This is a genomic window from Myroides injenensis M09-0166 (genome assembly GCF_000246945.1).
In the GTDB taxonomy this organism is placed as follows: Bacteria; Bacteroidota; Bacteroidia; order Flavobacteriales; family Flavobacteriaceae; genus Flavobacterium; species Flavobacterium injenense.
This window is the reverse complement of the sequence record NZ_BAEX01000015.1, coordinates 1-18,528: the sequence shown is the minus strand read 5'-3', so window position 1 is coordinate 18,528 and position 18,528 is coordinate 1. Positions and strand designations below refer to the sequence as shown.

The following is an 18,528-nucleotide window of genomic DNA, read 5'->3' as shown; positions in this document are numbered from 1 at the left end:
ATATTATATATGCTTTAATTTTTTAAGTGTGTATCCTTAGTAATAAAAGAAATTTCACTAGTACTACCTCATTGGCTTTACATATTTTTTAATCTACACAAGCTCTTTACTTATAGTACTTTAAAGTATAAAAAAGTCTATTTATTTTTTATATAAACTGATATTTATCACAATAAAGGACAATCTTGTCTTTTATATTTGTTATACAAAATAAGATATAAAACAACTTAAATATGCGCACAAATCTACTATCATTAAAAAGCAAAGTTGGTGTTTTAGTTTTAGCACTAAGCTTAGTAGCGACAACAAGCTGTCAAAAAAAAAGAGGATACTCCTAAAAAAATGACAAGCGACATTGCAGAAAAAATAATAACAAAAGGAGAATCTGAGGCGGAGTTAACTTCACCTCCATTTGTTCCTAAACCTGTAGGAAAAAGAGAAGCAACAAAATTAAAAGTTAACCTTGAGATTTTAGAAGAAGAAGGAGAAATGGTAGACGGAGTAAAATACGTTTACTGGACATTTGGTGGTACTGTACCAGGAAGTTTTATTAGAACTAGAGTTGGTGATGAAGTTGAATTTACTTTAAAAAACCATCCCGATAATAAACTTCCACATAACATTGACTTACATGCTGTAACAGGTCCTGGTGGTGGTGCCGCTTCTTCCTTAGTGGCTCCAGGTCATGAAGTAACTTTCTCATTCAAAACTTTAAATCCAGGACTTTATGTATACCACTGTGCGACAGCACCAGTAGGAATGCACATTGCTAATGGAATGTATGGGCTAATTCTAGTTGAACCAGAAGGTGGATTACCTCCAGTAGATAAAGAATATTATGTGATGCAAGGAGATTTCTATACAAAAGGAAATTATGGAGAAAAAGGATTGCAACCTTTTGACATGAATAAAGCATTACTTGAACAGCCTGATTATGTTGTTTTTAATGGTAGTGTAAACTCACTAGTTAATGATAATGCAATAACAGCAAAAGTTGGTGAAACAGTAAGACTATTTGTAGGAAATGGTGGACCTAACTTAGTGAGTTCATTTCATGCAATCGGAGAGATATTTGATAGAGTACACGTAGAGGGGGGAGATTTAATTAATGAAAACGTTCAGACCACTTTAATTCCTGCAGGAGGAGCAGCAATTGTAGAATTCAAAGTTAATGTACCTGGAACATTAGTTTTAGTTGATCACTCTATCTTTAGAGCGTTTAACAAAGGAGCGCTTGGAATGTTAAAAGTAGAAGGAAATGAAAATGAAAAAGTATTCGCTGGAAAAATTAGAGAAGGTATTTATTTACCAGAAGGTGGTACTATTCAAACTATGCCAAAAGGTAAACCTAAAAAAGAAATCATTGAAAATAAAACAGTTGCACAGCAGATAAATGATGGAAAAAACATCTTTACTAGAACTTGTTTTGCATGTCATCAATCAGAAGGTCAAGGTATTGAAGGTATTTTCCCACCACTTGCTAAATCAGATTATTTAAATGCTGATGTGAACAGAGCCATAAAAACAGTTATTAACGGATTACAAGGCGAAATAACAGTTAATAATGTAAAATACAACTCAATTATGACAAGCCAAAATCTATCAGACCAAGAGATTGCTGATGTATTAACTTACGTATACAATAGTTGGGGAAATAATAAAAAAGTAGTTTCGCCTCAAATGGTTAAACAAAATAGATAAAATGTTTTTTCTTGATAAATCAATTATTACCGCAGTCTTGTGTTTTTTCTTCTTATCATGTTTTTCGCAAACACAGACGCAAATGTTAACTATCAAAAGTGGAACTTATGTTCCACTTTATGGTAGTACAGAAGAAGGTTATGTAAAAGTTGATGCTTTTCAAATAGATAAATATCCAGTAACTAACGAACAATATCTACAATTTTTAAAAAAGAATCCTGAGTATCAAAAATCAAAAGTAAAAGCCTTATTTGCAAATAAGAGCTATTTGTCGCATTGGATAGGAGATTTAGATTATGGTGATTTAAAAGAAAATGCTCCCGTAACAAATGTATCTTGGTTTACAGCAAAAAAATATTGTGAACTACAAGGTAAGCGTCTACCTACAATGGATGAATGGGAATATGTAGCAATGGCAGATGCAAAAAATATGGATGCAAGAGCTAAGGAAGAATATAATAAATACATATTAGCATGGTATGAAACTCCAAAAACATTTAACAATGCAGTAGGAAGTACTTTTAAAAATTATTGGGGGGTATACGATATGCATGGACTCATATGGGAATGGGTTTATGATTACAATTCCATTTTCTTATCTGGTGAAAGTAGAAAAGATAAAGGTAACGATGAGAATCTATTTTGTGGCAGTGCATCCATTAACGCATCAGATTTAATGGATTATGCCGCTTTTATGAGATATGGCTTTAGAGGAAGTCTAAAAGCAAATTTCACTACTAAAAACTTAGGCTTTAGATGCGCTAAAGACCTTTAAAAATTAAAAGCAATGAAAAAAACAACATTAATAGCTATAGCATTAACTCCTTTCTTACTTTTTACAAATTGTAAACAAGAAAACACAAAGGCAGAGAATAATTCCGAGGCAATAGAGCAATCTTCTCCTGCCTCTCAAGAAATAAGTGATCTATCAATTTACAATCTTCCATCAACATGGACGACACAAGACGGGAAAGATATAGAGTTAAAAGATCTAAATGGAAATGTATTAGTGATGGTAATGATTTACACTTCTTGTAAAGCTGCCTGCCCAAGGTTAGTAGCAGATATGAGAAATATAGAACAACGTGTGCAATCCAAAAACAATGACAAAATAAAATATATTCTAGTGAGTATAGATCCAGCAGTAGATACCCCTGAGAGATTAAAAGAATTCGCTAAAGAAAACCTTATGGATGGTTCGCAGTGGATATTTTTGAGATCTTCAGATGATAATACAAGAGAATTTGCTGCAACATTAGCAGTTAACTACAAAAAAATATCACCTATAGATTTTTCACATTCCAACATTATAAGTGTATTTAATGGTACTGGAGAGCTAGTTTACCAACAAGAAGGATTAGGTGTAGATTACGCTCCTACTGTTAAGGCTATTGAAGAACAAGCCGCCAAATTATAATAATAATTTTACATCATATAAAAAAGGGAAGAGATCTATTCTTAAATGAATAGATCTCTTCCCTTTTCCTTTACTATATATTTTTTTAAATACCACCATATCTAACAAAGCTCCCAAGAATTAGCATTACAATACTTATAGTTGTAACAGACAGAATATGAAATGTCATTAATGGCAACATTTTAATATTGTTTTTTAATCTTGGCAATACATAAAACTGAGCACTCAATGCAAATAAGACAATTGCTATTAGACAACATAATTTTAAAGACACCACTCTTTCAATTGGCGTCTCAAAAGAAAACCAAGAACCTATTTTAACGCTATATATATAAGCCATTCGCACACCAGTAACTAACATAATCAGCAATGCCGGCATACCTATCCACTCATATCTACTCTCAAAATTAAATAGTTTATCTACCGCCTTCTCCTTCCAGACTTGAGGCAGTATTACAGTACTTAACAAGATATGACCACCTACCCAGATTGTAGCTCCTAGCAGGTGAAAGATTAATAAAATATGTAATTCATTCATAATATTATCTTTTTAAAAGTGATGAAAATAATATACAGGTTATACTAAGTGGAAATAAAGCTGAAGCCCAAAATATCCACATGGGAATAGTAGGAATCAAAACTCCCCAAAAGTAACCTTGTCCACCCATTACTAATAATAATAACTCACTACTGAAAAAAGCAAAAAGCAGTAAGACAATACCTATCTTTGAAAGTATATTAATAGCAATAAATTTACTCTTTACAAGCATCCACAGTCCAAATCCACTTAAGACACCTAACATATTCAAATGAATAAAACCAATAATCCAACTGCGTAAAGCTTTTAAAGAAATAGCTAAAGTTTCCCACACCCCCCCTAATTGAACAAAAATTCTAATTGTAAAACAAAAAGCTGCTAATAATAACAAACTTTTTATATAAATAGTATCGTCTTTTTTGTGTTCTTTCCAGTAAGTCTTATAAGGACCAATTAGATAACTAAATGCACACAGTTGTAATACAACGCCTATGCCATTAATATAATGTAGTAAAGGATATTTTACATACCAACTTAGAGGTAAAGCGTACGTCAATACTATGGAAATACACCATGTGACATAAAAAGTTTTATATCCTTGTATCTCTCTACCATTAAATAAATAAGAAAACATTAAAGCTAAGAATGCTGTTAAAAACCATCCATCAAACTGAAAATGCAAAAAAAACTGAATACATATTTGATAAAATGCACTTGCCTTTCCTAACATTCCAACAGCTGGTCCTAAAAACCAAACTCCTAAAGTAGAGAACGTCATAAAAAATAATGCTGTCTTTAATAAAAGAGCCTCTTGCTTAGTTTGTGTACTATGTTTTCTCCACAGATGAATAACAAAAATGTAAGAACAAATAATGTGTAATGTTGAAAAGGAAATAGATGCTGCTGCATATCCTTGAAAAGGAAAAGTAACTGCCATTCCTAACACAGCAAATTGTGTTACCCAAAATAAACGTTTATAAAATCGATCCTCTATAGGTTTCTTAATTCCAAATTTCTCAATCAATAGCACATAGACTAATAAATATAACCAACCTAGTAGAGCTATATGTGAATGAGTATGTAATACATATAAAAAAGTTATCCCTTCTATCGGAAAAACAAATAGCGCTCTTAATAATAATCCTAATAAAGTCGCTAATAAAAAATTTAATAAGGGAACTATGTAATAGATCGGTTTCATAATTGTAAAGGTAAAAAGTGCCTTATACTAAGATAAGGCACTTCAATAACAAACTAAAACATTATTCAAATTTTTGTTCCAATACTACCGCACTTGGGAATAAAATATTATTTTCTAAATGGATGTGTTTATGTAAATCCTCTTCAAATTCTTTTAGCATTGCATAAGTAACCTTATACGTATTACAAGCATCTGCAGGAGGAGTATAATTATTGGTCAAAGCAGCTATTTTTCTAAATCGCTCACCTTCCCCATCGTGTTCATGCATCATCATAGCTACAGGATTTTGTACAGAACCAAAATGAGGCGTATCTAATTCTCTACCACTAATTGTAGCATCTACCATTTTTCGAATAAATGGGAACAGCACTAATTCCTCTTTTTTTAAATGCTGTGACAATTCCTCTGCACAACCTATAAATAACTCATTAATTGCAAATAACTCAGGATGTCTATCACCATGTACTTTACATAGTTTATTTAAAAACTGCAATAAAACAGGTATTTTCTCTTCTACATATCTATGATGAGTTTTCTCAATATAATCAGCAAGTAAATCAAGAGGCCATTGTCTGAAGTCAATATTATTTTCTGCTTTTTGACTTAATAAACGATCGAGCTCGTCTTCCACATCTGCTTTTCTTATCTTTTTTTTATCGCATACTTCATCTAAAGTACGACCTCCTTTACAACAAAAATCTATTCCATATTTATTAAATATTGCTGCTGTTCTAAAATCTTGTGCTACATATGAGCCCACTGTTCTATTTTCCATAATCATTTCTTTTTAAGTGTTAGTTTAAATATAAATATTACAATAGCTACAATTCCCACGGTGAATATTACATCGCCAAACGTTCTCATCCATTTTAATGTAACCATCGTTGGATGCTGCATTAACTCACTTGAGCGAGCATACCACATACCATGTTGTATACTTTCGATTGCCTGCCAAATTCCAATAGGCAACAAGCTCATTAATGCCATTAAGAGTAGACCTAAATTAAGTCCCCAAAAACCAATTCTCAATAACTTATCGTCCCATTGAACTTTATTGTATATACTTCTCAACACAAATAACATTAATCCAATACCCAACATTCCATACACTCCAAATAAAGCGGTATGTCCGTGAAGAGGTGTAGTATTTAATCCTTGTACATAGTAAAGTGCTATAGGTGGATTAATAATAAAACCAAAAACACCAGCTCCTAAGAAATTCCAAAATGCTACAGAAATCATAAAGTACAGAGGCCATTTATATCCTTGTAACCAACTTTGATGTTTAGAAATTTTATAATTTTCATAAGCTTCATAGCCAATCAATGTTAATGGCACAACCTCTAGTGCACTAAATGTAGCACCTAAAGCCATTATTGCGGTAGGAGTTCCACTAAAATACAGATGGTGGAATGTTCCTATAATACCTCCAGACATAAAAATTATAGTTGAAAACAAAGCACCATTTGTCGCAGTTTTAGTTTTAATAAGCCCCATACGAACAAATAAAAATGCTAATACTACAGTTGCAAATACTTCAAAGAAACCTTCTACCCATAAATGCACTACCCACCATCTCCAATATTCTGCTATAGCTAAGTTTGTTTGTCTTCCCCACATTAATCCAGCACCATAAAATAACGCTATTGCACCACATGATACTAAAAACAATATTATAAGATTTCTATGGCTTCCTTTAGTTCTTAATACTGGCAATAATGGGCGAATCATAAGTGCCAACCATATAAATAACCCAACAAATAAGAATATCTGCCAGAAACGTCCTAAGTCAACATATTCATACCCTTGATGACCAAACCAAAAATTCTGTACAAGATTTAACTTTTGCATTACTCCTAGCCATTGTCCAAACATTGATCCTAAAACAATAATAATTAAAGCAAAGAATAAAAAGTTTACACCAAAAACTTGATATTTAGGATCTTTACCACCTACAGCAGGCGCCATATATAATCCCGTTCCCAACCACGCTGTTGCAATCCAAAAAATTGCTAATTGCGTATGCCAAGTTCGTGAAACTGAATAGGGTAGTATTTGATCTAACGGTATACCATATAAACCTTGTCCCTCTACACCATAATGGGCAGTAACAATTCCTAAAAGAACTTGTAAAACCATTAATAAACTCACTACCCAGAAGTAACGTTTTACTAAAAGCATACTTTTAGTAGTTACCCCATTAGACATAGGGTCTTTTTCTGGTCTTAATTCTTCTTCTTCTTTCTTAGAGGCAACATGATAATAAACGAGAATCCCTACAAAAAATATTAATAGTATAATACTCACACCTGACCAAGCTAATAAAGGTGTTGTCGCTTTATTACCTACTAAATCTTCTGCTGGCCAATTATGAGTATAACTAATATCACTACCAGGACGGTTTGTTACGGTTGCCCAAGTTGCCCAAAAGAAGAATGCATTCATCTGTTTTATTCTAACTTCATCTGTTAGGGTATTCTTAGGAATTGCATAATCCTTACGCAACTGTGTAAATTCAGTATCATCAGTAAATAACTTACTGTAATAACTATTTAAAAACTGGCGTGCTAAATCTCTTTCTGCTGAAATTGTCAGTACACCTGTAGATTTATTATAAGTATTTTCTCTTATTGAATTTTGTAATTTTGCTTTAATAAATGCTTGTTCCTCCGCTGTTAGGTGGTCAAACTCTTTATCATAAATCGCTTGTGAGTAGTAATCTAATAAGAATAATGCTTCTCTGTGCAAATAATCGGCTGTCCAGTCAGGCGCTACATAAGCTCCATGTCCCCATATAGAACCTACTTCTTGTCCTCCAATACTTTGCCAAACATTTTGCCCATCCTTAATATCTTTTTCTGTCAGCACAACTTCTCCTTCTGTTGTCACAACTTCTTTTGGAACGGGAGGTGCCTCTTGATAAATTTCTATACCAAAATAACCTAAAACACCAAATGAAAATAGCATTACTATCGCAAACGCTATCCATAGTTTTCTTTGATTTCTATCCATAACTAATAGAAGATATTTTTGTCCTTTATTGTTTTAAAAAAATGGGGAGATACTCCCCCTACCTATTAAATCTTTAAAAAAGTATCACCAGACTTGGTACCTTTGGCTAATTCTTCTAAAGTAGTTGTCTCAAGCATCTTTCGAAGTCCCTCACGAATTACCTTAAATTTATCATGAACTGGACAAGGATGAATTTCAGAACACTGCGCAAGTCCTAAACCACATCCTTTATAGATAGCATCTCCATCAATAATATTTACCACTTCACAAAGTTTGATTTTATCTAATCGATCTACAGGAATTTCAAATCCGCCTCCTACGCCTTTTATCGAATCAATAATACCACTCCTTGAAAGCTTTTGTAATATTTTAGCTGTAAATGCTTCTGGTGCATCAATTTCTTTTGCAATCTCTTTAAAGCCTACGCGCTCACCCTTTAAAGATGATGCAGCAACAAAAATGACGGAACGAATAGCATATTCACAACCTTTAGAAAACATATTCTATACTTTTATATATGCAAAGATAATAATTAATCTATACATAAAAGACTTTTTTATCTTTTATTACAGCATTAAAAAAAGCCTATACATTAAAATATTAATATATAGGCTTTTAATTTTTTTCTATCTGAAAATAATATCTGAAACTACTTCTTTTTTCAATTCTTCATTAAGCATTGAAATAATCTTTGACTTACCATAAGTCAACTCCTCTCTTACAATGGGTGAAGATAAAGATACATACAGAATATCCCTCTTTAAAAACAACTCTAAAGTATAATTAGCAATACCAGGGCCTAATAAATCTCTCCACGCTTTGCGTACATCCAAATTATCAATTCCAGTTTCTAACCGATTCTCTTTAATAATAATTTTTAAGATATCCTGTACACTACTTTCCTCTCGTAGTCTTTTATTTATATCAAACTTTTTCAAAATACTATTTCAAACTAAATGCTACTGGACGTTTATAATAATAAAGAATATCCTGTTCGTTTTTCACTACTAAATGTTCTTTATTTAATTTCACCAATTGCTCTTTCCACTCAGAATATTCAGTCTTATAATTAAGCCAACTTTTCCCTTCAACTTGTTCAATTACAAAAGATTCTGGAACTTCATTTGTAAGGTATTCACCATTGAATTGAGGCATAACTTTTTGTCGTAATCCATGATTATTATCCTTCAACTCAAAAAAATCAATTGTACCATTAATGGTATAATCTTTCTCCTTTCCATCTGGCAGTTTTACTTTTTCAATTTCCCAATACCCATTTAGATTAACTAAATCGTCATTAGAAATGCCTTGTCCACAACCTATTACTAATAGCAGTGAACAAAGAGAAAAAACGTATTTAATAAAATTCATATTTGTAATTATTTAAAGAATGAATCTACAAACTCATACTTATTAAACACTTGTAGATCTTCAATACCTTCTCCTACACCAATGTATTTAACAGGAATCTGGAATTGATCAGAAATACCAATAACGACACCACCTTTAGCTGTTCCATCTAACTTAGTTACTGCTAGAGAAGTTACTTCTGTTGCCACTGTAAATTGCTTAGCTTGTTCAAAAGCATTCTGCCCCGTAGAACCATCTAGGACAAGCATTACATCATGAGGTGCATCAGCAATCACTTTTTGCATTACACGTTTAACTTTAGAAAGTTCATTCATCAAGTTAACCTTGTTATGTAAACGACCTGCAGTATCTATAATAACTACATCTGCATTTTGTGTAACCGCAGATTGCAAAGTATCAAATGCAACAGATGCAGGATCACTACCCATCTGTTGTTTTACTAATGGTACACCTACTCTATCAGCCCATACTTGTAATTGATCGATAGCTGCAGCTCTAAAAGTATCAGCAGCTCCTAAAACAACGTTTAAACCAGCTTTCTTAAATTGGTAAGCTAATTTACCTATTGTTGTAGTCTTACCTGCACCATTAACCCCTACCACCATTAAGACATAAGGCTTCTTATCTTTAGGAATTTCAAATTCAGTTGCCTCACCAGATTTAGTTTCTGATAAAAGTGCCGCTATTTCTTCTCTCAAAATAGCATTTAACTCATCAGTTCCTACATATTTATCACGTGCTACTCTTTCTTGTATTCGTTCAATAACTTTCAATGTAGTATTAACACCTACATCAGAAGAAACTAAAATCTCCTCAAGATTATCTAGTACATCATCATCTACTTTTGACTTACCTGCTACTGCTTTAGTAAGCTTTGAGAAAAAAGATACTTTAGACTTTTCAAGTCCTTTATCCAGGGTTTCCTTCTTCTCTGAAGAAAATAATTTCTTAAAAAAACTCATATTGCTCTTATTTTACTAATACAAATATAAAAAATATAAGCTAATACCATTTGCCTTTAAAATAACAAACTTCCATTATTTTTATTATTGGTCAAATCCCTAAATTAAAAATAACAGAATAGCTTAAAACAAAAAAAAGCTGCCCATAAAGACAGCTTTTCAAGATTTTTATAATGGTAAAATTACTTCTTGTTTAAGAAATCATCTACGAAATCAGGAGCCATAACAGATTCAACGAACGTGTAAGCACCAGTCTTTGGAGATTTAACCATTTTAATTGCTTTAGTCAACTTTTTAGAAGAAGTTCTTAAAGTTGCTACGGTTTTCTTTGCCATGACTACTAATTATTTAATTTCTTTGTGAACTGTTACTTTTTTCATGATAGGATTGAATTTTTTGATCTCCAATCTATCAGGTGTATTTTTCTTATTCTTAGTCGTAATGTATCTTGAAGTTCCTGGTAAACCAGACGCTTTATGTTCAGTACATTCTAAGATCACTTGTATTCTGTTACCTTTCTTTGCCATCGTATTCTATTTTTTTATGGTCCGATTATTTTACTAATCCTTTTACTTTTGCGTCTTTTAACACAGCAGTAATACCTTTTTTATTAATTGTTTTTAATGCAGAAGTAGATAATTTCAAAGTTACCCATCTGTCTTCTTCAGCAATGTAGAAACGTTTTTTAACTAAGTTCACAGAAAACTTTCTCTTAGTTTTATTCATCGCGTGAGAAACGTTGTTTCCAACCATTGCTCTTTTACCAGTAATTTCACAAACTCTTGACATTATTTCTTATCTTTTATTTCAATATTCAAAATCAGGGTGCAAAGTAACGAAAAAGAAAATTATTATACAAAAACATTTTCGTTATTTTTTTAATATATCGTTATATATCAACTCTAATCCTTTAGAAATAGCACCATTTATTACTTTTTCCCTAGGTTGACCTAAACTAAACTTTTTTGCATATACTCCCTCACTACTCGCTATACCGATATAAACTGTACCTAAATCCTCTTCTGAATCCCCTTTCGTAGGTCCGGCATTCCCCGTAGTTGAAATGGCATAATCACTTTTAAATTTATCTCGTGCTACTCTAGCCATTTCTATTGCAACTTGTTCACTGACTACACTATATTTTTCTATAAGCTTTTCATCAACACCTAAGACATCAATCTTAGCTTGGCTTGCGTATGGTATAATCCCTCCTTTAAAATAAGAAGATGAACCTGGTAGAGAATTGAACATCACTGAAAATCTTCCACCTGTACAACTTTCTGCAAAAGAAATAGTTTTATTTTGATTTTGCAACTCCTTTATAACTATTTGCGATAAATCTACATCTTCGTACGCTCGAATATAAGGAATTACTGTTTTTGGTATTTTTTTTATTAATTCAGCAATTCTTTTCTCTAAAACCTCTCTATTATCACCTTTAACTGATAATCTTAATCTAACTCTTCCAGGACTTGGTAAATATGCTAAGTGAATATCTTCTGGTAAATTATTCTCCCAATCCTCTAAATATTCAGCTAATAAACTCTCCCCAATACCATAAGTTATAATTACTTTATGCACATTGATATTAGAATAAAACTTACTATTTAAGTAAGGTGCCAATTGCTCTTCAACTATATGCTTCATTTCAAAAGGAACACCTGGTAACGAAACAAACAATGTATTATTCTTGTTCATTAACATTCCTGCTGCTGTTCCTACTTCATTAAATAAAACATGCGCCTTAGATGGTACAAAAGCTTGCTGTTTATTAATTTCAGATATGGGTTTATTAAATATTCGCTCAAGCATAATTGTAATATGATCCAAAACTTTTTGATTACATACCAAATAATCATCAAAAAAGTCGCAGAACACTTTCTTTGTAATATCATCTTTTGTAGGACCTAGTCCTCCAGTCATTATTACAACATCGACCTTGCCTAAATAATTTAATAAAGCCCCTTCTATTGCTTCTTTGTTATCTCCTATGGTAAGCGCACTTACTACTTGAAAACCTAATTGATCTAACTTTTTAGCTAAATATGCTGAATTAGTATCAACTATTTGACCTATTAATATTTCATCTCCAATAGTAATAATTGCTGCTTTCATAGATTATAGATTAAAATCTTTCTTGATCTCTTTACGAGCATCTTTAACGAGTACTTTAAATGACTTAAAAATTTCTTTTACCTCTTTTGTTTTACCTTGATCAATAGTCCACTCATTCATTAATTTTGCCTCGTCCAAAGCTTGATCCATCCCTATATACTCAAGAAATGGTATCAACTTATTAATGTGTTTTTGCACTTTCGAATATGACTTTTCGTCTATACCCTCTTTTATCTTTTGCAAACTGTGTTTAGTTACCTCTAAGAAGTCAACTAACTTTTCTCTTACAAGACTATTGTCATTATTATAATGCTGTAAAAGAGCCCCTAAATCATAATATAAAGCCATATCTCTATTTTACAGTTATGCGAAATACATTATTGCCTCCAATTTCACCTTCTAAAACATCATTTTCATCTACTCTCCCTACTCCTACAGGAGTACCCGTAAATATCAAATCTCCTTTCTTTAAGGTGAAATATTTTGAAGCTTCTGCAATAACCTCATCAATATTCCAAATCATCTGTGCAGTATTTCCTTTTTGAACTACTTCTCCGTTTTTAGTAAGAGAGAAATCAGTATTGTAAATATCTGCTATTTTATCTTTTGGAAGAAAACTGCCTACCACTGCAGAGCCATCAAAACTTTTTGCTTTTTCCCAAGGCAATCCTTTTTCTTTCAATTGCTGTTGAGTATCTCTTGCAGTAAAATCGATACCTACCGTAATTTCATCGTAGTATTTATTTGCAAATTTAGGCTCGATGAATTTACCTACTTTATTAATTTTCACTACTACTTCTATTTCATAATGAATATCATTAGAAAAAGTTGGTATGACAAATGGCATCTGATTTCCTAATAAAGCCGAATCAGGTTTAATAAATAACAATGGCTCTGATGGCCTTTCATTATTTAATTCTTCAATATGTTCAACATAATTACGACCTATACAAACAATTTTCATCAGTGAATATGTTTTTTATTTTTACAATTTACTATTTAATTTTCTCAACTTAATAGCTGTTAATACTTTTTTGGTATACAATGGGAAGTCAGCATTCTGAATCCATCCGTAGTACCCAGGTTCTCGCTCTAGAACTTCATTCACTAATGCTCCCTTATGTTTTCCAAAAGTAAAGATTTCCTCTCCATCTTCGTTCAATGCAATATATCCAGCGAAATCAACACTTTTTTTACGAGTTGTAAACTCAGATAGTGATTTCATGTCATTCTCTAAATCTTCGTATCGATCTAATTGTGCTTTTAGAATTTCGTATGTAGCTGTTGTATCAGCCATTGCCGAATGCGCATTTTCTAAGGACTCATTGCAATAGAATCGATAAGCAGCACTTAAAGTTCGTTCCTCTTTTTTATGAAAAATAGTTTGAACATCTACTGATACTCTATTCCCCATATCAAAATCAACTCCTGCTCTTAACAACTCCTCTACAAGTAAAGGAATGTCAAATCGATCAGAATTAAACCCAGCCAAATCTGAATCTTTTATCATATTGTAAATATGAGGTGCCAATTCATTAAAGGTTGGCTCGTTAGCTACCTGTTCATCAGTAATACCATGAATTTTAGTAGAATGTTCAGGGATTGGCATACCAGGGTTAACTAACCATGTTTTACTCTCTTTATTTCCATTTGGAAATACTTTTAATATACCTATTTCGACGATTCTATCTTTCGCAACATCTATACCTGTTGTTTCTAAATCAAAGAAACAAATAGGTCTATGTAATTTCAACTCCATTATACTAAATTGTTTAATGACAAATATAAGAAATGTTAATCAGTACCTTTAAAACTATACAATGAAGTTTTCAGAAAAACTTTCATTTTAAGTAATAACCTTATTATCCATAAGAAATAGCTTTTAAAATCGAGTTCTCGTTTAAAAGCACTTTTACTATAAAATTTAATTGATAAAATAAGCCCCCTAAATATAGATTTCGTCAACACTGCTTCAACACTTCTTCAACATTGCTTCAACAAAACCCTATAAAACCGAGGCAATCTTGACGTATTGTTGAAGCGGTGTTGAACCAGTTAGCCATAAACATCACATTATTAGATATTTAAGCAGTGATTTTTCACTTAATTAAGGACACAAAAAACACAGCTTAAACAACTAAAGCACTATATATCAGTACATTAAATAAAAATAATCCCAAAAAAAAATTAGTGCGTTTTTTTATTAAATAGTTAAAGAATATGTATTCATAATTTTGAATATCAACTAATAAATAGATAGTTACAAAATAACGTTTCAGTTTAAATACAGTATACAAAAAAGGAGTTCTCTTTATTTATAAGAGAACTCCTAATAGTCAAAATAAAACGAATAACTACTACATTACCTTTTCATCCTCAAATGGTGATTTCTTAACATCGTCAGGAATATCACTTGATAAACTTCCTAGGAAAGCAACTATATCATCAATTTGTTGATCTGATAATTCAACATTATTTTGTAATTTACCCATAATCTTTACCGCTTCTTTCAACTCTTTGACAGACCCATCGTGAAAGTATGGAGAAGTATGAGTTACATTTCGTAGACCAGGAACTTTAAAGAAGTATTTTTCTGTTTCATTGTTACTAATATCAAATAACCCATTATCTACTTTTTCTGATTCTGTATATTTCCAATACTCATGATAAACTCCAAACTTTTGGAACATTTGTCCTCCCATTGCCACACCATTATGACAAGTAATACATCCTGCAGTAATAAAAGAATCTAGTCCTTTTTTCTCTTGAGCTGTTAAAGCTGCCTCATCCCCTTCTAAATATTTATCAAATCTACTTTCTGGCATTAAAGTACGCTCAAAAGCACCTATTGCATTAGTTAGATTATTAAATGTAATTGGATCTTTGTCCCCTTTATAGACATCGGCAAACATCTTCTGATACATCTCTACTTTCTTAATGCGCTCTACTAATTGCTCTTCACTCTTAATATTGTGCTCTACTGGATTTAGAATAGGTCCTCCTGCTTGCTCTTCCACATCTTTAGCTCTACCATCCCAAAACTGCATTTTATGCAATGCCGCGTGAAAAACAGTAGGTGAATTACGACCTCCTAAAGATCCATCATCTCCAGGCGAAAAAGTTTTGTTATCCACACCATAAGTATTTAAATCATGACAAGAATTACAACTTATATTCCCTTCACCAGATAATCTGGTATCAAAGTATAGATATTTTCCTAATTTCACTTTATTATCAGCTGGTATTTCATATTCAACTGATGATAATGGTTGAAACAATACTTTTGCTTTTGCTAGTAATTCAGATTCTTGTTTTTCCCCTTGTTTATTTTGTGAGTTGTCTCCTTTTTTACATGCTACAAATGAACACATTATAGCTAGCATTATTACTTTTTTCATTGCGCTTATTAATTTGTCGTTATTAGTTTATTTTCATCTAATTTACCCTTAGATTACTTGATAACATATGATAAATATCAACAATTCACACATTGCGCATAACATAATTTGACAAACAAAAACTTAATAATTATTTAATAAATAGAATCAATAAAAACATATTTTATATTTTTATTTTGTTTTTTATAATATTAATTCTATTTTAGTCTTAACCAATCTTACAATCATGAAACATTTATTAATCCCAGTACTTCTTTTAGTAAGTTATTTTTGCTTAACAAGTTGTCAAACGACTGAGACTATTGTTTCTTCTCCGTACCTATTAAACAAAGAAAAAGCAACTGTATTTTCAGCAAAAACATTCTTATTTAAAAACTATTTTTTCACATTCAAAAATGGGCAAGCAACATTAATATACCAACAGGACAAAAAATTAAACAAAGATGCTCAACCTGTGTTTTTACCACTCGTAGAAAATAAAAACGCTAAAAAGTACCAAGAATTTACTGATGCTAAAAATCAAATTGTAGTAAAAATAATTAATGATCATGAAGTGCGTCTACAATTAGATAAAGCTAGATACACACTCTATACTTCTAAATTTCTAGAAGAAGTAAATGCTGATACAGAAAAAATATTAGCTGATATAGCTATTTGGAGAGATGCTAAATATTAATGATGGATTGCAAAATTGTCATCCATCATTAATACTTGATATTTATTAAAGAGCAGGTTCATAATTTTTTATTTCACTCAACAACCACTCAGGTATTTCAATTGTCTTTTTCTCAGAAATATCAATCATAACTTGTATACTACTTCCTATAGCATGGACGATTGGTTTTCTATCTTCGTCATCACTTAAGATTGCATATTCAATATCAAAACTTTTTGAACCTAATTTAGAAATCCTAACTCCTATTCTAGGATTGCGTGCAGTAAGTTTTATTTCTTTTAAATAATTACATGATATATTGGCTATAACAAACATGTGTTTAGTCCAATCCCAAGTTTTACTTACTTCATTCATATACTTTCCTCTACCTATCTGAAAGTACTCAATATAATTAACATTATTTACATGCCCTAATGCATCCAAATCATTCCATCTAATTTCTAAGGGACAATAAAATCGATAATTGGTAATATCAAAATTCATAATCTATAAGTTTTTTTAGCTTAGTAAGGTATGAAAATCAATTTAAAAGACAAGTTACGGCTCTACTTTATATTTTCTTCTTCCTCTCTTTTTTTAAGCAAATCAGTGAAGTCATACTTTAATAATCTCCATTCTTTTTTAGGAGTAAAGCGTTTTATAACTGTCAAGGTAAGATTTGTATTCAAAATGCTAGACTGATAATCATCTTTAAAACTAACGTATAAATTATTCACTAAAGAAGATACACCTATTATCCAATCTTCCGACTGATACATAACCGAAAAACGACCTGTTACTTGTGGATTAACCCTAAATGTCGTTTCGTTGGATTCAAGATTTTTATCAAAAACTCCATTAATACCCACTGAAAAAGATCCTGCCAGCAATAGATTTTTCAATGGTACCCAGTTATAGCCATAGCCTATATTAGGACCAAAATTATAGGATACGCGGTCATAATCCTTTAGCTTTTCTCTTACTTCAGGTAAATTTTTTATTTTGTTGTAAAACAACCCACCACCAAGTAATAAACTACCTGCTGATTTGACCTGCTTTTTACTTTGATCAAACGCGGCTGCAGCTGAATAGCGTTTGTTATTAAAGATATATTGCCCCGAAATCCCATAATAATTTATACTCAAACTATTAAATAAATTGTAGGGTTTGTTTTTGTCTCCTTCTAAGTAAAAACCTTTATATCTTTGGTAATACAAATCAATTACCATTCTCTCTCCATAATAGTGATATTGAAGATCTCTGGACTTAGTCTTTCCCTTTTTCTTATCCCTTAAAAAAGAAAAGCCATAACTGTAGCTTAAGGAAGAGTTCTTCCATGAGAATCCTACGCCAATGTTTATAGGTTTATTAGGCAAAAACTTTTCTGAATCTTTCTCTTGTAATTCATACTCAAAAGAAAGATTATCATTCGCTAGATACAATTTTACCCCATAAATATGTTTATAATTTTTTACATATAAACTATCTTGTTGTGCAATACAAAATTGACAGACAAAATAAAACACAATAAGAATTAACCATTTATTTGACAAATGCGAAAATTTATATATTAATAAAACGATGTAAAAAATACTTATAATAAGATAAGTAGATGCTCATCACAAAACTAATAAAAAAAGGGTTGTTTGATATCAAACAACCCTTATAATAGTGATTTACAAATTCTACTCTAATTAAACTAGCTCGTCTTCTAATTCTAGTTCTAATTCATGAAACTCGTCAAAGTTAACGGTCTCATTACATTCCTTCTCTAAATATTGCTCTTTTCCTGAATCGAATAACACAATATTCAAACGTTTAAACAATAAGTCAAGCATTCTTTTTTGGCCTTCAGCATCTAAATCCATCTTCATTTTTACCAAATGTTCCTTTGAATCATTGCTTTTCTCTAAATCAACACATAGTAAAGTAATTTCAAAATTACTTACTCCTGTTAATGAAACACCAACTACTTTAAATTTTTCAGGATTAACATCGAAGTACTCCCCAATACTGCTGATGTAATTTCCTTTTTTTGCAGCTATCAAATCTGAGATATCTGCAGCTACACTTCCGTAGAAGTCATTGTACTGTACTTTTGCTTTCATAAACAACAAATTTTAATTTTTCTTTTCGTTAACTAAGATACTAAAACATT

Annotated in this window: 22 protein-coding genes and 1 pseudogene; 4 read left to right on the top strand and 19 right to left on the bottom strand. The window is 31.5% G+C overall.

Features of this window, described 5'->3' with window-relative positions; all coding sequences use genetic code 11:
* Positions 1-233 precede the first annotated feature (233 nt).
* From nirK to RH98_RS03995, 3 genes and pseudogenes are all read left to right on the top strand, one after another.
* Positions 234-1,701: pseudogene (nirK, locus tag RH98_RS04005) on the top strand (copper-containing nitrite reductase).
* A gap of 1 nt (position 1,702) precedes the next feature.
* Positions 1,703-2,476 carry a formylglycine-generating enzyme family protein gene (locus tag RH98_RS04000; RefSeq protein WP_026038733.1) on the top strand — a complete coding sequence of 258 codons (774 nt, stop codon included), beginning with the start codon at positions 1,703-1,705 and terminating at the stop codon, positions 2,474-2,476.
* A gap of 12 nt (positions 2,477-2,488) precedes the next feature.
* A complete protein-coding gene (locus tag RH98_RS03995; protein WP_010250768.1) occupies positions 2,489-3,118 on the top strand; it encodes an SCO family protein in 630 nt (209 codons plus the stop codon).
* An 85-nt stretch (positions 3,119-3,203) separates the two neighbouring features.
* Here RH98_RS03995 and RH98_RS03990 read toward each other — a convergent pair whose 3' ends face one another.
* From RH98_RS03990 to RH98_RS03920, 16 genes are all read right to left on the bottom strand, one after another.
* Complete coding sequence (locus tag RH98_RS03990; protein ID WP_010250767.1) at positions 3,204-3,656, bottom strand: CopD family protein; 453 nt, start codon at positions 3,654-3,656, stop codon at positions 3,204-3,206.
* A gap of 4 nt (positions 3,657-3,660) precedes the next feature.
* A complete protein-coding gene (locus RH98_RS03985) occupies positions 3,661-4,857 on the bottom strand; it encodes a hypothetical protein (RefSeq protein ID WP_010250765.1) in 1,197 nt (398 codons plus the stop codon).
* Positions 4,858-4,918: 61 nt separating this feature from the next.
* Entirely contained in the window at positions 4,919-5,632 is a 714-nt protein-coding gene (ric, locus tag RH98_RS03980; RefSeq protein ID WP_026038732.1) for an iron-sulfur cluster repair di-iron protein, read from the bottom strand.
* A 2-nt stretch (positions 5,633-5,634) separates the two neighbouring features.
* Entirely contained in the window at positions 5,635-7,869 is a 2,235-nt protein-coding gene (locus tag RH98_RS03975; protein ID WP_010250761.1) for a nitric-oxide reductase large subunit, read from the bottom strand.
* A 65-nt stretch (positions 7,870-7,934) separates the two neighbouring features.
* The gene (locus tag RH98_RS03970; RefSeq protein ID WP_010250758.1) at positions 7,935-8,369 is read right to left on the bottom strand and encodes an RrF2 family transcriptional regulator; all 435 of its coding nucleotides are present in this window, start codon (positions 8,367-8,369) and stop codon (positions 7,935-7,937) included.
* A gap of 126 nt (positions 8,370-8,495) precedes the next feature.
* Complete coding sequence (locus tag RH98_RS03965) at positions 8,496-8,807, bottom strand: DciA family protein (RefSeq protein ID WP_010250756.1); 312 nt, start codon at positions 8,805-8,807, stop codon at positions 8,496-8,498.
* 4 nt (positions 8,808-8,811) lie between these two features.
* A complete protein-coding gene (locus tag RH98_RS03960) occupies positions 8,812-9,240 on the bottom strand; it encodes a hypothetical protein (RefSeq protein WP_010250754.1) in 429 nt (142 codons plus the stop codon).
* 8 nt (positions 9,241-9,248) lie between these two features.
* The gene (gene ftsY / locus RH98_RS03955) at positions 9,249-10,202 is read right to left on the bottom strand and encodes a signal recognition particle-docking protein FtsY (RefSeq protein WP_010250752.1); all 954 of its coding nucleotides are present in this window, start codon (positions 10,200-10,202) and stop codon (positions 9,249-9,251) included.
* Between the two features lie 182 nt (positions 10,203-10,384).
* Positions 10,385-10,537 carry a DUF4295 domain-containing protein gene (locus RH98_RS15400; RefSeq protein WP_010250750.1) on the bottom strand — a complete coding sequence of 51 codons (153 nt, stop codon included), beginning with the start codon at positions 10,535-10,537 and terminating at the stop codon, positions 10,385-10,387.
* A gap of 9 nt (positions 10,538-10,546) precedes the next feature.
* Positions 10,547-10,729 (bottom strand): 50S ribosomal protein L33, encoded by a 183-nt coding sequence (gene rpmG / locus RH98_RS03950; protein WP_006260303.1) that lies wholly within the window; start codon positions 10,727-10,729, stop codon positions 10,547-10,549.
* A 25-nt stretch (positions 10,730-10,754) separates the two neighbouring features.
* Positions 10,755-10,991, bottom strand: a complete 237-nt coding sequence (gene rpmB, locus RH98_RS03945; RefSeq protein ID WP_010250743.1) for a 50S ribosomal protein L28 — start codon at positions 10,989-10,991, stop codon at positions 10,755-10,757.
* An 81-nt stretch (positions 10,992-11,072) separates the two neighbouring features.
* Complete coding sequence (locus RH98_RS03940; RefSeq protein ID WP_010250742.1) at positions 11,073-12,317, bottom strand: competence/damage-inducible protein A; 1,245 nt, start codon at positions 12,315-12,317, stop codon at positions 11,073-11,075.
* A 3-nt stretch (positions 12,318-12,320) separates the two neighbouring features.
* Entirely contained in the window at positions 12,321-12,665 is a 345-nt protein-coding gene (locus RH98_RS03935; RefSeq protein WP_010250740.1) for a hypothetical protein, read from the bottom strand.
* Between the two features lie 4 nt (positions 12,666-12,669).
* Positions 12,670-13,281, bottom strand: a complete 612-nt coding sequence (locus tag RH98_RS03930; RefSeq protein WP_010250738.1) for a fumarylacetoacetate hydrolase family protein — start codon at positions 13,279-13,281, stop codon at positions 12,670-12,672.
* Positions 13,282-13,302: 21 nt separating this feature from the next.
* Complete coding sequence (locus tag RH98_RS03925) at positions 13,303-14,076, bottom strand: 3'-5' exonuclease (RefSeq protein WP_010250736.1); 774 nt, start codon at positions 14,074-14,076, stop codon at positions 13,303-13,305.
* 598 nt (positions 14,077-14,674) lie between these two features.
* Positions 14,675-15,715, bottom strand: a complete 1,041-nt coding sequence (locus RH98_RS03920) for a cytochrome-c peroxidase (protein ID WP_026038731.1) — start codon at positions 15,713-15,715, stop codon at positions 14,675-14,677.
* A 226-nt stretch (positions 15,716-15,941) separates the two neighbouring features.
* Between RH98_RS03920 and RH98_RS03915 the strand changes: the two genes are divergently transcribed.
* The gene (locus RH98_RS03915) at positions 15,942-16,391 is read left to right on the top strand and encodes a hypothetical protein (protein WP_010250732.1); all 450 of its coding nucleotides are present in this window, start codon (positions 15,942-15,944) and stop codon (positions 16,389-16,391) included.
* A gap of 45 nt (positions 16,392-16,436) precedes the next feature.
* Here RH98_RS03915 and RH98_RS03910 read toward each other — a convergent pair whose 3' ends face one another.
* The 3 genes from RH98_RS03910 to RH98_RS03900 form a co-directional block, all read right to left on the bottom strand.
* A complete protein-coding gene (locus RH98_RS03910; RefSeq protein ID WP_010250729.1) occupies positions 16,437-16,874 on the bottom strand; it encodes an acyl-CoA thioesterase in 438 nt (145 codons plus the stop codon).
* Between the two features lie 62 nt (positions 16,875-16,936).
* Positions 16,937-17,923, bottom strand: coding sequence for a DUF4421 family protein (locus RH98_RS03905; protein ID WP_036495461.1), 987 nt, complete (start codon positions 17,921-17,923; stop codon positions 16,937-16,939).
* A 141-nt stretch (positions 17,924-18,064) separates the two neighbouring features.
* On the bottom strand, positions 18,065-18,478 hold the full coding sequence (locus RH98_RS03900; RefSeq protein WP_010250725.1) for a hypothetical protein: 414 nt from the start codon (positions 18,476-18,478) through the stop codon (positions 18,065-18,067).
* Positions 18,479-18,528: the final 50 nt, after the last annotated feature.